The sequence below is a fragment of the Pseudomonas sp. S3_B11 genome, from assembly GCF_054667715.1.
Map to the genome: position 1 here is coordinate 2757405 of NZ_CP162749.1, position 16632 is coordinate 2774036.

The window sequence follows — 16632 nt, forward strand, 5'->3', positions numbered from 1 at the left end:
GAATCAGTAACTTTAATCCAGTGATTGAATCAACACGAGAACTGACGGTACGGCAACTGCTAGAACTTCCTTCAGCGATTCTGCAACTGGAGGCAGAATCTGTTACAGAGGGTTTTAGGTTTCTTACTCGCTTGATCGCCGATTGGAGAAACGGGTCCAATCGATTCGATCAACCTGGAGAGTGCTTTCTAGGAGTCTTCGACAACGGGCAACTGATTGCTGTTGGCGGACTTTCATGTGATCCCTATGTCGCCCCGAGTGTCGGGAGGTTGCGAAGGGTATATGTCACGCGAACCTCAAGGGGCCTGAAGGCCCTTGAAGACCTTCGGCACCGCCTGCTGAACGCAAGGCTGCCTGACCGTGGGCCTGAATGATTCACCGGCGGGACTGTTGGCGTGGATGGGCGAAAAGATCCTGTCTTGGTGCGATACCCGCCCCCGCCATCGATCGAGAATGGCTGCTGACCAATGTCACGCTGTACTGGCTGACGAACTGCATCGGCTCGTCGTTTCGCCAGTATGTGGAAGGTGGCAAGCGGCCGTTGCTGTTCAACCACGGTGAACGGCTGAAACCGCCGGTTGGGGTTGCGCTGTTTCCCAAGGAACTGCCTATGCCGCCGAGGAGGTGGGTGGAGCGCTGCTTTAAAGTGGATCGCTGGACCGTCATGCCTCGCGGTGGTCACTTTGCCGCGTTGGAACAGCCGGAGTTGTTGGCGGAGGATATCAGGGCTTTTTTTCGCGGCTGTCGCTAGAAAAATCTGAAGATACTCGCCGCAAGCCTCCTGTGGGAGCACTGTTCCTGTGGGAGCAAGGCTTGCCCGCGATGAAGACGACGCGGTCTTCCGGGGAACCGAGGTGCCTGCATCGCGAGCAAGCTTTGCTCCCACAGAAAGTCGTGCACTCCAGTGGTAGCGGCCAAAAGCGGTCCGAAAATCTCGTAGGAATTTACCTCTGTGGCGAGGGGATTTATCCCCGCTGGGCTGCGAAGCGGCCACAAACCAGACACCTTATTTCGCCAGGTATACCGCAGGCACCGGTTTTGCGACTGCTGCGCAGCCGAGCGGGAGCAAGCTCCCTCGCCACAGGGGAAGCGTGCGTCCTACAGGTCGGTTGTGGGTGCCGGGATCGACTTCTATAGTTGGGTCGTCGCTGGCTTTGGCCGGTGGCTGGGTTTCGCAGCCCTCGATGAAAAAGATCTAATACCGTCAAATGAAATTCAGGCAAACTTGCCCGCGTTCATTTTATGGCGGTTGTGCGCGGGAGACTTTCGGGTCTGCCGAGTTTTTGGATTCTTTCCTCGGTCTGCGAACCCTCGCGCAACTGCCACCCATTTGATTCGCAGCAAAAAGGTGGCATTTCTTCTTTCTTAAAAGGAATTCAACCTCATGACAACTCACTCATCCAGCCGCTTCACCCCTCTCACCCAAACCGCCACCACCCACCCCGTCCTGCTGATCGACACCCAAGCCCCACTCCCCGAACTCCATGCTTGCGCCAGCGAACGCCTGCACGCCACGCTCGATTACCTGACCTTGGTGGCGTGCAGCAGCCTGCGTGATTCGGCATCGAGCGACATCAACACCATCACCAACGTCGCCCGGATCCTGGTGCAGGATGTGGCGGATGTGTTTGGCGTGATCGAACAGCGCGGGCTCGAAGGCTAAACCGTTGAGACGGCGACGGCACAATTGATCGTTCCCACGCTCCGCGTGGGCATGCATCCCGTGACGCTCTGCGTCACCCTCCAGAAGCGGAACGCGGAGCGTCCCTGGCGGCATTCCCACGCGGAGCGTGAGGAACGATCTCCACAGCCCCCGCAATCTGATCGTTAGCACGCTCCGCGTGGGCATGCATCCCGTGACGCTCTGCGTCACCCTCCAGAAGCGGAACGCGGAGCGTCCCTGGCGGCATGCCCACGCGGAGCGTGAGGAACGATCTCCACAGCCCCCGCAATCTGATCGTTCCCACGCTCCGCGTGGGCATGCATCCTGTGACGCTCTGCGTCACCCTCCAGAAGCGGAACGCGGAGCGTCCCTGGCGGCATTCCCACGCGGAGCGTGAGGAACGATCTCCACAGCCCCCCGCGACCCGATCGTTCCCACGCTCTGCGTGGGAATGCATCCCGTGACGCTCTGCGTCACCCTCCAGAAGCGGAACGCGGAGCGTCCCTGGCGGCATTCCCACGCGGAGCGTGAGGAACGATCTCCACAGCCCCCGCAATCTGATCGTTCCCACGCTCTGCGTGGGAATGCATCCCGTGACGCTCTGCGTCACCCCCCCCCCAGAAGCGGAACGCGGAGCGTCCCTGGCGGCATTCCCACGCGGAGCGTGAGGAACGATCTCCACAGCCCCCGCAATCTGATCGTTCCCACGCTCTGCGTGGGAATGCATCCCGTGACGCTCTGCGTCACCCCCCCCCCCCCAGAAGCGGAACGCGGAGCGTCCCTGGCGGCATTCCCACGCGGAGCGTGAGGAACGATCTCCACAGCCCCCGCAATCTGATCGTTCCCACGCTCTGCGTGGGAATGCATCCCGTGACGCTCTGCGTCACCCCCCAGAAGCGGAACGCGGAGCGTCCCTGGCGGCATTCCCACGCGGAGCGTGAGGAACGATCTTCACAGCCCCCACGACCCGATCGTACCTACACAGCAGCGCGGGAACGATCGACCGCTTTCGCAAGCAAGCTGACATACCCGCTTGCCAAACCTGACGGCCGGAAGCTAATGTCAGCACCATGAACCTGCCACAGATTGCCTCGACCACCACAACCACGATCGCCAAGGCGGGTCGTGAGGTGTCGTGAGCCAATAACACACGTATCTCAAAGGCCCGCCAGTGATGGTAAGGGCCTTTTCTTTTGCCCTTGCGTCGCTGGCCCAAACGCAAGGAAAGCACCATGCACGCTCTGTTGATTCTCGATATGCAAGTTGGGTTGTTTCACGGCCCGGATAAACCCTGGGCCGGCGAAGCGTTGCTGGACACGTTGAATGGCTTGCTGCTCAAGGCCCGGAGGGCTGGCGCACCGATTTTCCTGGTTCGCCACGTAGGCCCGCCTGGCTCGCCCATCGAGCCCGGAAGCCCGCTGACGCAACTGGTGCAGGAACTGCAGTTGGAGGGTGATGAAGTCATCTTCGAAAAAAATCGCCCCAACGCCTTCACCCAGACAGGCCTGGCAGAGCGGCTAAAGGCTTGCGCTGCTGAAGGCCTGGTCATCACCGGTATGAAAACCCAGTATTGTATCGACAGCACCTGCCGAGCCGCTCGGGACCTGGGGTTCGACGCGGTCCTGATCGCCGACGGTCATACCTGTTCCGACACGCCTGAATTGAAGGCAGAAATGATCGTCGCCCATCACAACGCAACCCTGGCAGGCGCCTTCTGTCGTGTCGTTCGCGCTGAAGACTGGTGCTTCTAAACTCCATCAGAAGATCGGCTCACGTCGGGCCGGTCTTGTTCAACAAGCGGAGCTCACTGCATGGACCCGTTGCAACCCTCGCAATGCGCAAACATGGAGGACATCCGACGCGAAATCGATGCCCTCGACCAGGCGGTCATCACGCGGCTGGGCAAGCGCTATCAATACGTGCTCGCGGCCTCGAAATTCAAGACATCGGCAACTTCGGTGCAGGCACCGGAGCGTCTCAAGGCCATGCTGGCGACACGACGCAAGTGGGCCGAGGCCGAAGGCTTGAGCCCGGACGCCATCGAGAAGATGTACAGCGACCTGGTGCATCACTTCATTGCCGAAGAGATGAAGCGCTGGACGGCTAATCAGTCCCACAACTGAACCGCGGTCGGTAATGGCTCCCATCTTCCGCAGGATCAGAAGCAGTCACCGACAACGGTTGTGCGCCTTTGCCCACTGATGCCCTCAGAAAACAACCAAAAACCCATTAAGAGATTGACCACGACAAGGTAAATCAAAGCCTTGGTTGTGCTGCGCTTCGCTCCGTTTCGCCAGCGTCAAGAATTGGAAATTTGACACTACAAGGCCATCACCTATCGTTCCTCTCGAGACCGCACCCAGGGACCGGGTGGCCGGACACCCCTTTGCAAGGGCGGTCGTCAATGTCATTACTCTCAAGGAGCAACAACATGTCTGGAGCGACCCAAACCATTGATGTGCTCGTCAACGTTGACGCCGATTACCTGCTCGCCCACCCCAACGACGTAGGCGGCGCGATTGCCATGCTGGTGACCCGCGGTGCCGTCGACAGCCATGCCAACACCAATGCCGGCGAAGGCGAAGGCGGCAACGAGTTGTGGTTCGACGTAAACCCCGGTGACAACATTCGCTGGCGCGCCACCACGCTGTCGCGCAACTTCGACCGCATCGCATTGATCAAGGACATCGAGATCGGCGACCCCCACCAGGGCGGTGATTACAAGGGCACCATTTCGAAACCTAACTCTTTCAACATCCCCGGTGTGGTGCCCTATCTGAACAAGGCTGCTCCCGGCGGTATTTCCAAAACCGATGTGATGTACACCATGTGGCAATCGACAGCGCTGAGCGCAGGAAAGCTCTGGTACAAAATCTACTTCGTTCTGCTGGATCGTGACCTGAACCAGATTGGCCCGACCAACACCTGGGACCCGTACGTCACCGTCAATTGACTGTTCGCTGAGTTGTAAACAACCCTGGCCGGCTTGCTATTCGCCATGACGATGCCGGCCAGGGTTGCCTATCGAAGCACTTGCGCTCCCCTCTTCAACTCATGGCAACATCTCAAAGGCCGCAGTCTGGGTCACCGGGATCATCTTCCCGGGCGTGGTCACGACCAATTGATACTTGCCAGCAAGCAAAGTGTTTGCCGGATAACTGAAGCACGACACGCTGGAGGTGGATTTACCCGGAACAATAGCCACGCTCTTGATCGGCGTAGGCTCAGCAGCCTCGTTCAATTGATAGAACGAATATTGAGGGTTGCTGACCGGCTTGGCGTGGGTAAGGCAAAACGAGTCGTTCTTGGCTGAAGGCGCGAATCGACCCTTGGCATCCAAGGGGGAAACGAACGTTATCCCACTCCGGCTCTCTTGCTCAGCCTGCTGGGCCGCATCCAGGGCCGTCCGCGCACGTTCATAGTCGGCACTCTTCAACAGCGCACTCGTCTCTTGCCTGTTGATGTATTGGACGGCTTTCTCTGCCTCGATCAACGCACGTCGCCGTCCCCAGAGCACGTCATCGCCACCCTTGCGGACCGCAAACGACACCCAGGTCTTGTCCAGGAACGTCTCGTTCTTGCCGCGCTGTTGCAGACCGTGATTGGCGTACTCGATCTCTCCAGCCTGGATGTCCTCCAACGACGTACCGTCTGGCGTGTCAGTCCAACCGCGCCGCATGGCGGTAGGCACCAGCATCAGCGTATCCCCCAGCCAAGCCAGCGGGTTCTCTTTATTGCCACGATTCGTCAAATAGAAATAGCAGTTGGTGGGCGCACAGCGCTCCTGGTTGATCAGCACGTAATTCCCAGGCCTGAGCGCCAAGACCGAACCGTTATCTTCCACCGCCTCATCGTCGGGGCCAGCCACCAGATCCACGTCGATCTGCAAAACAATGTCGTCTTTGTTGAGGGCCAACAGACTCTTGGCGACTTCTTTGGCAAATACTTGCTCAGCAGCTGTTATCGGGTTGGCCAGGGACAATGTCTTGCTGGCCGAGCCGATAAAGTCGAGAAATGCAGCGGAGTCTTCGTTCTCGCCCTGGTCGTATTCCAGGACAGTCAATTTCATCGACAGGTGATCGGACTCAAGCTTTTTGGGGCCGTACAACAATTTATTCAGCAGGTTCGGCTTGGCGTTATCGGCGACCCCGAGATAAGGCCCGAGTACTTTGGTCACCGTTTCGCTTTTATTCTCGCCACCCACTTCAGTGAACTCGGCAACGATCACGACTTCGTTCACCCCACCGAGATCCTTGAGGTACTTAAAGTAAGCATCCGTCAAATAGACAGCGAACACATCGCCACCGTTGCCGTTGCTGTCAGGTTTACGAATAGCGCCAGCTTTATCGGCGCTGAAGATGTCACCATCGATGCGCAGGCGCTCGGCTTTCAAATCGCGGATGGCGTCCTGGAATTCTTTTCTTGCTTGCTGCGTTTGTGCATCGGCAGCAGCGAGGTCGGCGGAGGTCGCCGCTTTTTTCACCAGGGCAGCGTGGGCCTGCTGGGCTTGTTGCCACTTGAGCTTTAGTGCTGCCGCCTCTTCGAACTGCTTATCGACGACGGTCGAAGGACGAGCAGATTGAACCTTGAAAAGATGCGCCGTTCCTGTTGGAACGGCGCAACCCGTGATGAAGAGCGACAATCCGCATACCAATGCGAATCGAGTGCTGAAGGCTGCGCGCAACGCCTTCGCTACCTGAACCGGTGCGTTTTCGGTGAACATCCCTTTCCCCTAGTCGTTGCTGGCACAATGCCTTGTCTCGGAGATTAGGACAGCCACCTGATAAGCGCAACGAAGATAACTTGACGCCAGTAAACTGCGCTAGGTCGTCCCCTCCGGCTCCGTCAGCGCCTCCAGCACCAGGGGGTGCAGGACAGCCCCCGGATGCATCTGCTGCCAATCCTGCAATTGCCGGCGCATGCCCGGCGTCCAGAAGCTCTTGATGTGCTGGCGCACGCCATGCACCGCCAATGTGTGATCCGGCTCGGTGGCGAAGTACTGGGCGATCTGGTTGGCCATCTTGATCAAGCTGTCAGAGCTCATCGACGCACCTCGGCTTTCTCGGCATGGCGACGTTCCCTGAGCAAGCGTCCCTGTTCATCACTGAACGCCTGGTAACGCTTCTGCCATTCCGAAGGCTGGCTGACCCGCACGATCTCGACCGCCGTCACCTTGTATTCCGGGCAGTTCGTGGCCCAGTCGGAGTTGTCGGTGGTGATCACGTTGGCGCCCGATTCAGGGAAGTGGAACGTGGTGTAGACCACGCCCGGTGCCACCCGCTCGGTCACCTTCGCACGCAGCACCGTTTGCCCGGCACGACTGCCGATACCCACCCAGTCTTCGTCGACGATCCCGCGGTTCTCGGCGTCGGTTGGGTGAATCTCCAGCCGGTCCTCCTCGTGCCAGGCCACGTTGTCGGTGCGTCGGGTCTGGGCGCCGACATTGTACTGGCTGAGTATGCGTCCGGTGGTCAGCAGCAGCGGGTAGCGGCCGTTGACCTTCTCATCGGTGGGCACGTAGCCGGTGAGCATGAAGCGCCCTTTGCCGCGCACGAACTGATCGATGTGCATGGTCGGCGTACCGTCCGGTGCGGCATCGTTGCAAGGCCATTGCAGGCTGCCGTGACGATCCAGTTCGGCGTAGCTGACGCGAGTGAAAGTCGGCGTCAGGCGGGCGATTTCATCCATGATTTCCGAAGGATGGTTGTAGTGCATCTTGTAGCCCAGGGCGTCGGCCAGGGCGATGGTGGCTTCCCAATCGGCCTTGCCGGCCAGCGGGTCCATCACCTTGCGAACGCGGGAGATGCGGCGTTCGGCGTTGGTGAAGGTGCCGTCCTTCTCAAGGAACGAGCTGCCCGGCAGGAACACGTGGGCGAACTTGGCCGTCTCGTTGAGGAAGATGTCCTGGACGATCACGCATTCCAGAGCGGACAACGCGGCCGTCACATGCTGGGTGTTGGGGTCGCTCTGGGCGATGTCCTCGCCTTGGCAATAAAGCGCCTTGAAGGTGCCGTCCAGGGCCGCCTCGAACATGTTGGGAATGCGCAGGCCCGGGTCGGGTTGCAGGGTGACGTTCCACGCCTGCTCGAACTCGGCGCGTACCGCTTCGTTGGAAATATGCCGATAGCCCGGCAGCTCGTGGGGGAACGAGCCCATGTCGCAGGAGCCCTGGACGTTGTTCTGTCCACGCAGCGGGTTCACCCCGACACCTTCGCGACCGATGTTGCCGGTGGCCATGGCCAGGTTGGCGATGCCCATGACCGAGGTGCTGCCCTGGCTGTGCTCGGTGACGCCGAGGCCGTAGTAGATGGCCGCGTTGCCGCCGGTGGCGTAGAGCCGCGCGGCGGCGCGGATCTGCTCGGCAGGCACGCCACACACCGGGCCCAGGACCTCAGGGGAGTTTTCCGGCAGGCTGACGAAATCGCGCCAGCGAGCGAAGTCCGCCGCCTCGCAGCGTGCCTCGACAAAAGGCTGGTCAATCAAGCCTTCGGTGGCAATCACATGGCCCAACGCGTTGAGCATTGCCACGTTGGTGCCCGGACGCAGTTGCAGGTGCAGCTCGGCACGGGCGTGAGGTGAATCCACCAGGTCGATGCGCCGTGGATCGATGACGATCAGCCGTGCGCCCTGGCGCAGGCGGCGCTTGAGCTGGGAGCCGAACACCGGGTGCGCGTCAGTGGGATTGGCGCCCATCACCAGAATGACGTCGGCTTTCATCACCGAGTCGAAGTTCTGGGTACCAGCGGATTCGCCCAAAGTCTGCTTGAGGCCGTAACCGGTAGGCGAATGGCAGACGCGGGCACAGGTGTCGACGTTGTTGTTGCCGAACGCGGTGCGCACCAGTTTCTGCACCAGGTAGGTTTCTTCGTTGGTGCAGCGGCTGGAGGTGATGCCGCCGATGGAGTCGCGCCCGTACTTGAGCTGGATCCGGCGCAATTCGCTGGCGGCGTAAGTGACCGCTTCGTCCCAACTGACTTCCTGCCACGGGTCGTCGATGTGCTTGCGGATCATCGGCTTGGTGATGCGGTCCGGGTGCGTGGCGTAGCCCCAGGCGAAGCGGCCCTTGACGCAGGAGTGGCCGTGGTTGGCCTGGCCGTTCTTGTCCGGGACCATGCGCACCAGTTGTTCGCCTTTCATCTCGGCGCGGAACGAGCAACCCACACCGCAGTAGGCGCAAGTGGTGATGACGCTGCGCTCCGGCTGGCCGATCTCCACGACGCTCTTGTCGATCAGGGTCGCCGTCGGACATGCCTGCACGCAGGCGCCGCAGGACACGCATTCGGAATCGAGGAAGTTGTCACCGCCGGCCGCCGCCACTCGAGAGTCAAAACCGCGTCCGGTGATCGTCAGGGCGAAGGTGCCCTGGATTTCCTCGCAGGCACGCACGCAGCGGTTGCAGACGATGCACTTGCTCGGGTCGTACTCGAAATAGGGGTTGGAAACGTCCTTGGCTTCATCCAGGTGATTGGCGCCTTCGTAGCCGTAGCGCACTTCGCGCAGGCCCACCTGCCCCGCCACGGTCTGCAATTCGCAGTTGCCGTTGGCCGAGCATGTCAGGCAGTCCAGCGGGTGATCGGAAATGTACAGCTCCATCACGTTGCGTCGCAGCGTGGCGAGCTTGGAGGTTTGCGTGCGAACCACCATGCCTTCGGTTACCGGGGTGGTGCAGGAGGCCGGGTAGCCGCGCATGCCATCGATCTCCACCAGGCACATGCGGCAGGAGCCGAACGCCTCCAGGCTGTCGGTGGCGCAGAGTTTGGGAATGGTGGTGCCGAGCAAGGCCGCGGCACGCATGACCGAGGTGCCGGAGGTGACGCTGATTTCGCGCCCGTCGATGGTCAGGCTGACCTGCACGTCGCTTTCGCGCGCCGGGGTGCCCAGGTCGATATCGCTGCTGGGATCGAAGATGTTGATCATTGGTCGGCCTCCGTGGTCGCCAGACCGAAGTCGGCGGGGAAATACTTGAGGGCACTGGCGACAGGGTAGGACGTCATCCCGCCGAGGGCACAGAGCGAACCGTATTGCAGGGTGTCGCACAGATCCTGCAACAGCAGGGCCTGTTCCTGGCGAGCACCGGCTTCGGTGCTGGCGATCAAGCGATCCACCACTTCCACCCCACGGGTGGAGCCGATCCGGCACGGCGTGCACTTGCCGCAGGACTCCTCGGCGCAGAACTGCAAGGCAAACCGGGCCATCTGGGCCATGTCCAGGCTGTCGTCGGCGACCACCACGCCACCGTGGCCAAGCATCGCGCCCATGGCGGCGAACGCTTCGTAGTCCAGCGGCGTATCGAATTGCGCAGGCGGCACCCAGGCACCCAACGGCCCGCCCACTTGCGCGGCCTTCAGGGGCCGACCGCTGGCGGTACCGCCGCCATAGCCTTCCACCAGTTCACGCAGGCTCAGGCCGAAGGCGCGCTCCACCAGACCGCCCTGACGGACGTTACCGGCCAGTTGGAACGGCATCGTGCCCAGGGAGCGGCCCATGCCGAAGTCGCGATAGAACTGCGCGCCCTTCTCCAGGATGATCGGCACCGAGGCCAGGGTCACCACGTTGTGCACCAGGGTCGGCAGCCCGAACAGGCCTTGAATCGCCGGCAGTGGCGGTTTGGCGCGAACCGTGCCGCGCTTGCCCTCGAGGGATTCCAGCAGTGCGGTTTCTTCGCCACAGATATAGGCGCCGGCCCCGACACGAACCTCGATGTCGAAGGCGCAGCCGCTACCGCTCACGTTCGCGCCCAGATAGCGGGCGCCGCGAGCAATGCGCAGCGCTTCGTTCAGCGTACTGATGGCGGCCGGGTATTCCGAACGCACGTAGATGTAGCCCATCGTCGCGCCTACGGCGATGCCGGCAATGATCATGCCTTCGATCAGCAGGAAGGGGTCGCCTTCCATCAGCATGCGGTCGGCGAAGGTGCCGGAGTCGCCCTCATCGGCGTTACACACCACATACTTCTGCGCCCCCACGGCATCACCCACGGTGCGCCACTTGATGCCCGCCGGGAACGCCGCACCGCCCCGACCGCGCAGGCCGGAATCCAGCACGCTGGCGACCACGTCCGCGCCATCCATCTGGATGGACCGGGCCAGGCCCAGGAAACCGCCCTGGGCACGGTAGTCGTCCAGGGACAGCGGTTGTGTGATGCCGGCGCGCGCGAACAGCAGGCGCTGCTGGCTCTTGAGATAGGGAATCTCCTCCACCGGCCCCAGGGCCAGCGGATGGCTGCCGGGATCGCCTGCCAGCGCATCCAGCAAGCCCGGCACATCGGCCGGTGTGACAGGGCCAAAGCCCAGCCGGACGCCGGCGCTTTCAAGCTCCACCAGCGGTTCCAGCCAATAGAGGCCACGGGAACTGGTGCGCAACACCGTCAACGGCAGCTGTCGACGCTCAGCCTCAAGGGCCAACGCATCGGCCACCTTGTCCGCGCCCACGGCACGGGCTACCGAATCGCGGGGGATACAGAGCGTCAGCATGCGCCCTCCTCCATGCAGTCATTGACCAACTGACGCAGACGCTCAGGCGTGATCCGCGCATGCAACTCCCCGTCCAGCTCCAGGGCCGGCGAGCAGACGCAGGCACCCAGGCAATAGACTGGCCGCAGGCTGATGCTCCCATCGGCGCTGGTGCCGTGATCGTCCAGCGCCAATTGCTCGCGCAACTGCGCAGCCAGGGTCTCGGCGCCCATGCTCTTGCAGGACTCGGCCCGGCACAGGCGCAGGGTATGGCGCGCCGGCGGCGTGGTGCGGAAATCGTGGTAGAAACTGATGACCCCGCGCACTTCAGCCTGGCTGAGGTTGAGGGCGTGGGCGATCTCCGGGACGGCGCTGTCGGGGACATACCCGCAGCCTGCCTGGATGGCATGGAGAATAGGCAGCAAGGCACCGGGGGTGTCCTTTTCGCGCGCAAGCACGCTGTGGATCAAAGGCAGGTGAAGCGTCTCATCGGGCATAAACGTACCTCGGCATCTCGAACGCCACCGCCGCATAGCGGCCGCCGTCCGGAGTCTTGGCTTGGGCGTGCGGCCCACGTCACGGTCGCGTGGCACATCCGATCGCCATTCTCGCTCTCCGGCCAGGTGTCTTTGGCGCATCTGGTCCGGGGCATCCTCACAGCTTGCCACTCCCGGGGGTTGGCGATTGCACATGGACGACGAAACGTGTCCTGAAAGCGACTACTTGATAACTTGTCCCCGTGAATCGGCGTTGCCTGAACAACATAGACGATGCGCAAGTGCGGGTTTCCCCGCTGAACGGTCAATCACCTTTTTTCAGATGTCTTTGCGCAAGGCATTAGCAGCCAATGTAAATGCAGGCGAAGGCTGTCGCCGGCTGGGATAGTACAAATAGTAGCCTGAAAACGGCGGACACCAATCTTCCAGCACCCGCACCAGCCGGCCTTCTTGCAGGTACGGTTCAAACTCTTCTTCTGGCAGGTAGGCAACGCCCAGCCCGGCCACTGCCGCCTGCACGATATGAGTCGACGTGTTGAAAATCAGCTGGCCGTCAACTCGCACGTTCACCTGTTTGCCTCGCCGCTCAAAGTCCCAGACATAGAGCCCGCCTGATGTCTGCATGCGCTGGTTGATACAGCGATGGCTCATCAGGTCGCGCGGGGCCTTGGGAATGGCGTGGGCAGCGAAGTACGCTTGCGAAGCGACGACAGCCATCCGCAATGGAGGGCCTATCGGAACGGCAACCATGTCTTTGTCGATGGTGTCCCCCAGGCGCACACCAGCATCAAACCGATCCGCCACGATGTCTCGGAATCCATAACACACGTCAAATTCAACGTTTATATCCGGGTAGTCGTGCAGCAACCCGGTAAGTTTGGGTAGCAAGGTCGTGCGCAAGACATGATCACCGCAGGTGATGCGTACGGTGCCCGCGGGCTTATCGCGCATCTCCGTCAGCATATCCAGCTCCGCTTCTATTTCATCGAAGCGATTGCCTATCGCTTGCAGCAGCCGCTCACCAGCGATGGTCGGCGAAACGCTGCGAGTGGTCCGCGTCAATAACCGGATCTGCAAGCGTGCTTCCAGGCCATTGATTGCCTGGCTCAGTGCAGATTGTGTGACACCCAATGCCCCGGCAGCGCGTGTGAAGCTGCCTTCGCGCGCGACCGTGACGAAAGACAGCAGATCATTGAGATTTCTTTTGATCATGGCGAAACACATCTAAGCCTATTAATTAGCCTTACTTATAGCCTTGTTAAGCATTCATTAGCTAGTCGCGTGACTGTCCGTCGCTCACCATGTTCCCCATGAACAGGAATGAAAGCAGAACTGCGATGAGGGCGACCTGGCTTGGTTTGCTGGCTTCGATGCTCGTGCTCGGCAGCTACTCGACAATGAATGAAGCCGCATCGGCATCTTCGCTAACGGAGAACACTGGCATGTGGATGACCGTCGGGGAACAACGCTTCCCCATCACCCTGGCCAACAACGCAGCTGCCCGCGCGCTTGTCGCATCATTGCCACTGACGTTGGACATGAGTGATCTCAACTGCAATGAAAAGTACGCCGCCCTCCCCCAAGCACTACCTACCCAAGCGAGCAAGCCGGGAACGATCCACAGCGGCGATCTCATGCTGTATGGCCCGGACACCCTGGTCATCTTCTATACGAACTTCGTTTCAACCTACGCATACACGCGCCTGGGGCGTGTGGACGACCCCGCAAGACTGGCTCAGGCGCTGGGCCGGCGGGGTGTGCAAGTGATGTTTTCCCAGAATTGATTACTCCGCATCGATAGGATTTCCAATGAAAAAGATCATCGTTTTACTGACGCTGCTTGTCAGTTCACTGTCAGCAATAGGGGCCGATATGTCTAATGGCGCAGACAATTTTTATTCCAGCGACGAAGTGACCGTACAGAAGGTCAATTTTAAAAACCAATATCAGATGAACGTAGCCGGCAATCTGTTCATCCCGAAAAAACTCAATGGCAAGACAAGGAATCCGGCAATTGTCGTAGGCCACCCGATGGGCGCAGTGAAAGAACAGAGCGCCAATCTCTATGCCACGAAAATGGCAGAAAGAGGCTTCGTGACCCTTTCCCTGGACTTGTCATTCTGGGGCGAAAGCGAGGGGCAGCCGCGCAATGCAGTCTCGCCGGATATCTATGCCGAAGACTTCAGCGCAGCAGTGGACTTTCTCAGCGCCCAGCCTTTTGTCGATAAAGAGCGGATTGGCGCAATCGGCATCTGCGGCAGTGGCAGCTTTGTTATCAGTGCAGCCAAGATTGACCCGCGCATGAAAGCCATTGCAACGGTGAGCATGTATGACATGGGAGCCGTCAATCGCAACGGATTGAAGCACTCCCAAACGCTTGAACAGCGCCGGGCGATCATCGCGCAGGCCACACAGCAGCGTAATGTGGAGTTCGCAGGCGGTGAAACGCTTTACACCAGCGGTACGGTGCATCAGTTGGATGAAAGTACCCATCCTATCCAGCGTGAATTTTATGATTTTTACCGCACCCCGCGCGGCGAATTCACACCAGCCAGCTCCTCCAAAGACCTGACCACGCACCCGACGCTGACGAGCAACATCAAGTTCATGAATTTCTACCCGCTCAATGACATCGAGACCATTTCGCCTCATCCGATGTTATTCATTGCTGGCGCCGACGCGCACTCCAGGGAGTTCAGCGAGGAGGCTTACAAGCTCGCCGGTCAACCCAAGGAACTTGTCATCATTCCTGGGGCAGGCCATGTCGATCTTTATGATCGGGTCAACCTCATTCCGTTCGATAAGCTGACGAGCTTCTTCCAGAGCAATCTGAAGTGACAAAGGGACTAGTTTCTTCACGGAGTTCCAGGGGACACGGAAACAGGAACGCCGATTTGTCAGATATGTTCGTGCGAGCAAACCTACCTGACAAACCGGCGCAAATTGGGCCGCGTCAGACAGGCGTTTCGAGCGCGGTACTCATCGCCGTCAGCCGAGTAGTCAAGAGCGGTTCCGCCCCGGCAGCATCCGCGCCAGGGTATTGTCACGCACCCAGTAATGATGAAACAGACCCGCCGCCGCATGCAGGCCGATGAGCCAGTAGCCACTGCTGCCGAGCAATTCGTGCCAATACTTGAGCTGTTTGGCCAAATCGGGATCCACCGCCACGGGGGCCGGCAAGAAGAACCCGAAATACGGCATGGGCTTACCTCCGGCGGCCAGCATTAGCCAGGCCAGCACCGGTGTCGCGATCATCAAGCCATACAGGGCCGCATGCATCAGGTGGGAAACACCCGTCTGCCAGGCCGGCGGCGCGGGTGTGACCGGCGGGCGCGGTGTCAAGCGCCCGAACAGGCGGACCCAAACCAGTGCAAAAATGCTCAACCCGAAGAGCCCGTGCAACCCCAGGAACAGGCTTCGCCCGGTGCTGCCACGGGGCAACAGCCCCTTGATTTCAATGCAGGCATATACGCCGACGAACAGCGCCAGCATCAACCAGTGCAGGGTGATCGACAGTTTTCCATAACGGTTTACGGCAATATCGCGGGTCATAACGCGCCTCGTGAAAGTCTGACGAGCCGCCGACTCATTCGGCAGCCCCGATCCGATCGCTGGGAAGCGATGCTGCCAACCTGCGGGTAAAGTCTTAAGGCAGTCTGAAGACCGGCATTCCAAGACGCTTTTTTTACATTTAGACGTTGTACCAAGTGCGAACCCGCGATCACCTCCAGAGACTCATGGGAAGCATTCGCCAACCTCGCCCCAACTCTGCGCGCACTCACACGCCACGAACAACCAAAGCATCGCTATGCTCTACGGATAGATGCGTCCGGGAAGCGACCATCTGCTGCTTAATATCAAGGAGGATTCTATGATGCGGGAAGCAACCACCGGACTGGAAAAACAGATAGAGATCGCTACAAAACTACTCTCCCTGTCGGCAAAAATCGGATTGCTGATTGGCGGCACGTGCATCGTCAGTTATTTATTGAGCAACGGTCATTACCCACAAGGCGTATCCGTTGGAGACAGCTTGTTATTTCTGGTCACGGCGTTTTGCTTCGGGCTGGTTTGTGTTTACTTTTCAGTCTCCGTCACGGCTGTCGGGATATTACTTTCGCCGTTCTTCATACCCGTACTTAGAGGCTTCGTCTGGCTACATGGAAAAATCACCGATAAAAACCCCGTACTGGAATTCAAACGACCAAAAATAACCTTCCTCTCGGTATTTTTTGGAATATGCGGCGCGGTGACCATTTATTTCCTTACCCATAAAAGCCCCTTGGAACACATTCAGCTCATCCTTCTGCCCATTTTTCAGTACATCGTTTACTCCGCCTATCTGGAGCAGAACAAGAAAGTAAAAGCAGCGCAGCCATCGGTACCTGAAGTCGTCGATTCCGAGCATCCTGACCAGAATCCTCACGCCGAAATGAAACCCTTGAAGAGAACCAGGGCAGTGATCGTTGGGGTCATCCTCCTGACGCCCCTTCTCATGGGGGGCGTGACTTCGGACTTGCTGCAAGTGGCCATGAGCTTCGCGCAAATACGTATAGAAAGGGCAACGATTCTGGTGAAACCGCCTTACGCCAATCTATTGCCAGCCCCCAAGGATTCACCGCTGGAAAATTACAAAAAATTTGAAAATGCGACGGTGATTTTCCGAGGCGTAGGCAATTCGACACTCATTGAAATGCACGCCGATGAAACGGCGATCCGGTTGGAGATCCCGAATGACTCGATCATTATCGAGCGCCGTGTGAAGCCCCCTGCAAAAATGAGGAAAAATCCTGAGAAAACGGAAAGCTGATACCATCCGGAAAATTGACATGCTGAGCAGAACACCATGAATCGCCGCAAGAAAATAAACCAGATATTGAAGGCTAACGCCAAAAAAGCCAGTGCCAAGCTGGCACCCAAAAACAAGACTCAATACATCAGCAAAGCCGACCGACTGAAACTGGCGGCAGAAGCCAGCGACGCCCCCATCACGCCGCCGGAAAGCTGACCCCCGTCGCTG

16 protein-coding genes and 1 pseudogene are annotated in these 16632 nt (G+C 59.5%); 10 read left to right on the forward strand and 7 right to left on the reverse strand.

From position 1 onward, the window contains the following. Nucleotides 1–20: 20 nt before the first annotated feature. From AB4O22_RS12590 to AB4O22_RS12615, 6 genes and pseudogenes are all read left to right on the forward strand, one after another. Nucleotides 21–341, forward strand: a pseudogene (locus AB4O22_RS12590) (GNAT family N-acetyltransferase); the annotation flags it as partial. A 29-nt stretch (nucleotides 342–370) separates the two neighbouring features. Then, nucleotides 371–751, forward strand: a complete 381-nt coding sequence (locus AB4O22_RS12595) for an alpha/beta fold hydrolase (protein WP_051003441.1) — start codon at nucleotides 371–373, stop codon at nucleotides 749–751. A gap of 633 nt (nucleotides 752–1384) precedes the next feature. Further along, nucleotides 1385–1663 (forward strand): hypothetical protein, encoded by a 279-nt coding sequence (locus tag AB4O22_RS12600; RefSeq protein WP_053162554.1) that lies wholly within the window; start codon nucleotides 1385–1387, stop codon nucleotides 1661–1663. 1232 nt (nucleotides 1664–2895) lie between these two features. Continuing rightward, nucleotides 2896–3414: an isochorismatase family protein gene (locus tag AB4O22_RS12605; RefSeq protein ID WP_003201300.1), complete on the forward strand. Its 519-nt coding sequence runs from the start codon at nucleotides 2896–2898 to the stop codon at nucleotides 3412–3414. Nucleotides 3415–3474: 60 nt separating this feature from the next. Beyond that, nucleotides 3475–3786, forward strand: coding sequence for an isochorismate lyase (locus AB4O22_RS12610; RefSeq protein ID WP_460096405.1), 312 nt, complete (start codon nucleotides 3475–3477; stop codon nucleotides 3784–3786). Between the two features lie 308 nt (nucleotides 3787–4094). Further along, nucleotides 4095–4616, forward strand: a complete 522-nt coding sequence (locus AB4O22_RS12615) for an AidA/PixA family protein (protein ID WP_057448168.1) — start codon at nucleotides 4095–4097, stop codon at nucleotides 4614–4616. Between the two features lie 99 nt (nucleotides 4617–4715). Here the strand turns inward: AB4O22_RS12615 and AB4O22_RS12620 are convergent, their stop codons facing one another. The 6 genes from AB4O22_RS12620 to AB4O22_RS12645 form a co-directional block, all read right to left on the reverse strand. Next, nucleotides 4716–6386, reverse strand: a complete 1671-nt coding sequence (locus AB4O22_RS12620) for a hypothetical protein (RefSeq protein ID WP_460096407.1) — start codon at nucleotides 6384–6386, stop codon at nucleotides 4716–4718. Between the two features lie 99 nt (nucleotides 6387–6485). Further along, nucleotides 6486–6707, reverse strand: coding sequence for a formate dehydrogenase subunit delta (locus AB4O22_RS12625; RefSeq protein WP_460096408.1), 222 nt, complete (start codon nucleotides 6705–6707; stop codon nucleotides 6486–6488). After that, nucleotides 6704–9580, reverse strand: a complete 2877-nt coding sequence (gene fdhF, locus AB4O22_RS12630; protein WP_003201288.1) for a formate dehydrogenase subunit alpha — start codon at nucleotides 9578–9580, stop codon at nucleotides 6704–6706. Before fdhF ends, AB4O22_RS12625 begins: the two co-directional genes overlap by 4 nt. Continuing rightward, nucleotides 9577–11136 (reverse strand): formate dehydrogenase beta subunit, encoded by a 1560-nt coding sequence (locus tag AB4O22_RS12635; protein WP_460096409.1) that lies wholly within the window; start codon nucleotides 11134–11136, stop codon nucleotides 9577–9579. The genes fdhF and AB4O22_RS12635 overlap by 4 nt, the downstream gene beginning before the upstream one ends. Then, nucleotides 11130–11612, reverse strand: coding sequence for a formate dehydrogenase subunit gamma (locus AB4O22_RS12640; RefSeq protein WP_003201284.1), 483 nt, complete (start codon nucleotides 11610–11612; stop codon nucleotides 11130–11132). Before AB4O22_RS12640 ends, AB4O22_RS12635 begins: the two co-directional genes overlap by 7 nt. A gap of 318 nt (nucleotides 11613–11930) precedes the next feature. Beyond that, the gene (locus AB4O22_RS12645; RefSeq protein WP_460096410.1) at nucleotides 11931–12824 is read right to left on the reverse strand and encodes a LysR family transcriptional regulator; all 894 of its coding nucleotides are present in this window, start codon (nucleotides 12822–12824) and stop codon (nucleotides 11931–11933) included. 125 nt (nucleotides 12825–12949) lie between these two features. Between AB4O22_RS12645 and AB4O22_RS12650 the strand changes: the two genes are divergently transcribed. Further along, nucleotides 12950–13396: a cyclophilin-like fold protein gene (locus AB4O22_RS12650; RefSeq protein WP_460096411.1), complete on the forward strand. Its 447-nt coding sequence runs from the start codon at nucleotides 12950–12952 to the stop codon at nucleotides 13394–13396. 25 nt (nucleotides 13397–13421) lie between these two features. After that, nucleotides 13422–14450 (forward strand): alpha/beta hydrolase, encoded by a 1029-nt coding sequence (locus tag AB4O22_RS12655; RefSeq protein WP_027912259.1) that lies wholly within the window; start codon nucleotides 13422–13424, stop codon nucleotides 14448–14450. Between the two features lie 162 nt (nucleotides 14451–14612). Here the strand turns inward: AB4O22_RS12655 and AB4O22_RS12660 are convergent, their stop codons facing one another. Continuing rightward, the gene (locus AB4O22_RS12660) at nucleotides 14613–15164 is read right to left on the reverse strand and encodes a cytochrome b (protein ID WP_460096412.1); all 552 of its coding nucleotides are present in this window, start codon (nucleotides 15162–15164) and stop codon (nucleotides 14613–14615) included. Between the two features lie 319 nt (nucleotides 15165–15483). Here AB4O22_RS12660 and AB4O22_RS12665 point away from each other — a divergent pair, with 319 nt between their 5' ends. Then, a complete protein-coding gene (locus tag AB4O22_RS12665) occupies nucleotides 15484–16422 on the forward strand; it encodes a hypothetical protein (RefSeq protein WP_460096413.1) in 939 nt (312 codons plus the stop codon). A gap of 36 nt (nucleotides 16423–16458) precedes the next feature. Beyond that, nucleotides 16459–16620, forward strand: a complete 162-nt coding sequence (locus tag AB4O22_RS12670) for a DUF2986 domain-containing protein (RefSeq protein WP_460096414.1) — start codon at nucleotides 16459–16461, stop codon at nucleotides 16618–16620. The last annotated feature ends 12 nt before the right edge of the window (nucleotides 16621–16632 follow it).